General features: G+C 34.2%; 3 protein-coding genes. All 3 read right to left on the bottom strand.

The annotated features are described in order from the left end of the window. Positions 1-644, bottom strand: a 644-nt coding sequence (locus ACZQCL_RS07610; protein ID WP_482482579.1) for a DUF3991 domain-containing protein, incomplete at its 3' end; no start/stop codon positions are given. Further along, the gene (locus tag ACZQCL_RS07605; protein WP_482482577.1) at positions 641-2,320 is read right to left on the bottom strand and encodes a DUF6908 domain-containing protein; all 1,680 of its coding nucleotides are present in this window, start codon (positions 2,318-2,320) and stop codon (positions 641-643) included. The genes ACZQCL_RS07605 and ACZQCL_RS07610, both read right to left, overlap by 4 nt. 77 nt (positions 2,321-2,397) lie before the next feature. Next, on the bottom strand, positions 2,398-3,009 hold the full coding sequence (locus tag ACZQCL_RS07600; protein ID WP_482482575.1) for a class I SAM-dependent methyltransferase: 612 nt from the start codon (positions 3,007-3,009) through the stop codon (positions 2,398-2,400). Positions 3,010-3,506: the final 497 nt, after the last annotated feature.

Raw genomic sequence — 3,506 nt, 5'->3', positions numbered from 1 at the left:
ATTTTCAAAAGTGTCATATAGGATAATAGATCAATGGCTGCTTCAAAAACATGGAGTACATCACTTTTTGGATTTGTGTAATTAAAGCTAAATGCCTTATTACTACCAGCATGATCCAGTTTAAAATTCTTAAAGATGCTTCGCTTAAACGCATAAGCTGGTTTATGTTTATCATATCCAACAAATACTGCATTTTTGAAGTTAGCGGATTGATAGATCATTCCTTTGGATATGAAATCATCTACAATATCTTTGTCAATTTTTCGTACTTCACAAAGATAACGAATCACTAAATCATTGTTTTTATCTTTGACAGGCAATTCAAACGGTTTAGCTGGTTTTGGATGATAGAAAGTCGTAACCGGGGCACTCACATTCATTAAATCGGATAGATAATTACACGCATCTTTAAATTCATAGCCTTCCACAATTATTAAATAATCGAGTGCGGATGTTCCACCTTTGCCTTGTGACCACCAATACCATTTTCCATTTGAAAAATGCAAGGAATCATGATCTCGATGATAATAATCTGTTCTCCCATTTTTTACTAACAGGTCTGGAGCATAGTTTCTTAAATAATCAAAAGCAGATAAGGTTCTTACTTTTTCTAGAACGTCTTTTCGTATAAATCGTTGACTCATCTTTCCAACTCCTTGTTTTTTGGTGCCATTTTTGCAATTCCATGTTCTTTACAAAACTTACGTACACCACTTGGATTTTCTTTTGTGGATAATTCGAATTCATCTGTATAAACCGTTTCGACTTTGTATTTTTGTTCCTGGATATTGTGAATCCACTGATTCATAAATCGATTGAGTTCATTAGCACGAAATGGATCACCATCCACTCGTTCATAAAATTGAAGGTTATCCTGTTGATAAGACTGTGGATAGAGCAGTCTGTTATCTTTATCCACCGTAAATTCAATATCTGGATCAGCCATTAGATCTCCATTCAATTCATAGTTATGAGCCATCGCAAAACGATTTTCATCAATGATTTCCACATTCAGATCCATAAAGCCAGGTGTTGCATATTTCATGTAGTAAGCATCATTTGTAAGTAATGGTTGGGCAATCTGTTCAAATAATTCATAGTTTCTATGTTCGATTGAATTTTCAATAAACCAGTTCTTACTTAAATCAAAATTGGGATCCGTGAATGCTTCAAAACATATTGTTCGTAGTGTTTGATAATAGTCGTGATTGTTTCCAAATAAAAAAGCTTGATCAGAATATTCAAGCTTACTATTGATAACATCATAGATTTGTTGATCCACCATTTCATGAATATCCGAAGTGGATACATTTGGATCATTTAATGCATCTTTATATTGTTCCATCAAAGAAGAAACTTGAATCACAATATCATGATTCATTTGTTCCATTTCTAATGGTGTTATATATTTACTTTTCATTTCTATCATATGCAGTTTCTCCTTGAATACAGGTTCTAGTTGTTCAATCATTTCATGAGCCGTACTTTGAATATTAACTAAGATAGATTTCAATTCATCAAAATCTTTATCAGCATAGCTAGCAATATAACCAAATGAATATTCAGAAGTATCTAGTCCAAAATGATCACATAATACAAAAGCCAACGATTCGGCTTCAATTTCTCGTTGGCTTTGATTTTTATCTGTTTGTTTATGAAGTATGCTGTGAGCATACTCATGAATTAATGTTTTGGCAATTTGTAGATCTTGCAAATCTTTATTAATCACAATCTTATCTTCTTTAGGAGAATAGTATCCCTTAGCTCCTGTCATGAGATTCAAATCTTCTGTTTCTGTTTTAAATTCAATGAGAATTGTACAGATAGATTGCACGGATTGAATGATTGCCTTAGCTTCATTATTAGAACCCGTTAAATCATGAATCAAAGAGGGAAGAGGATCACCAGAAGTTTGTGATATATCAAATACAGTAGTTGTTTTAAAACGAGTCACATTCACTTGCCGTTGTTCTTGAATAGGTGAACCAGCTTCATCCAATTCAACATTTCCGTTTTCATCTACTTTATTAATTAATCGATCTTCTTTATACGTTACAGGAGCAAGAATCATCAATCCTTTTTCACCTTTATCCACATGACGATTAAAGTTTGCCTGCCAGGAACGATATCCTGCAACTAAACTTGCATCTGGCTTTTGAGCCAATATCAATAAAGTGTTGTTCAATGAATAGCTATGAAACTTACTTAAACAAGACAAATATCGTTTAAAAGATTCAGAAGAATACACATCTTTCACGCCTTGCTCTATCATTTCAAAAGCTTGTTTTGTTTTCTCATCCAATGATTTATAATTAGCCATCACATCACCGTCCTTTCTAAAATAGGGTAAAAGAAAAGCACTACCGAAGAGGTAATGCTTTATAAACTGGAAATTGGCTATTTCGTTGCAACAATACTTATCCAATGATTTTTTGTATTTGAATACATTTTTATCTCTGTAAAACCTGCTTCTTTCAAAGCAGCAATGAGTTGATCAGAGGTGTAAATCTTCATACCATCAATCAACTTTGTCCATTTTTCATCTGCGTCATTCGTTCCGTCAGATTCGTTGCAAATCAGAAATGTCCCTCCGTTTTTCAGAACTCGGTTTACCTCAAAAAAACATTTTTTCAATCCCGGCCAGAAGTAAACTGTCTCAAAAGCAGAAACATAATCAAAAACCGCATCAGGAAAAGGGATAGCGGATACATCACCTTGAACCACGCAACATTTCCCTTGTTTAATGGCGGCGGCGTTCAGTTTTTGAGATTCTGCCACACTGACCTCCGAATAATCCATTCCTGTCACATGTCCATTTCTGCATTTGCCTAACCAGACTACAATATTTGCACCGCCTCCGCAGCCAACATCCAGTACCGCAGCGTCCGGATTCACTGAGATATTTGAGAATCCCCATTGTGATAACTTGGCGTGGCCGATGTTCATCATCTTCGTCATCAATTTTCCGCCGAAGCCTTGTGGCTTACGAGTATTTTCAAAGAAGTTCATTGCATTATTCCTCCTCTTTAAATTTCAATTTATCTAATTCTACAATAGCATAGAATTATTAACATTTCATGAATTTATAGACTTTTTGAATCGATCAATTCGTTTTGCTAGTATGACAATCCTTTTATTATCGTTTCTTGTATCGCAAGTCGCTAAAGTCATCAGCTTATCATCTGTTTTTACTGAAACACCTGTTTTATAAAGTCCTCGATTAATGGAATCGGATATAAAGGCATTGTTCAATCATTTCAAAAGCTTGTTTAGTTTTTTCATCCGAAGATTTAAAATTAGTCAACCACATCACCATCCTTTCTAAAATAGGGTAAAAGAAAAGCACTACCGAAGAGATAATGCTTTATAAACTGAAATTGTTCGAGCTGTTCAAATACTAACGTACTTAATTCTGTTCAATAATTGATTTATAGTAGTTACCAAAGTCAGCAAGTGAATTAACAATTGGAAGCATTTTTGTTCCGAGTTCCGTTAAGCCGTATTCA

Source organism: Holdemanella sp. (assembly GCF_056804935.1).
The sequence above is the reverse complement of the archived record's forward strand: the minus strand, read 5'-3'. Positions and strand labels throughout refer to the sequence as shown.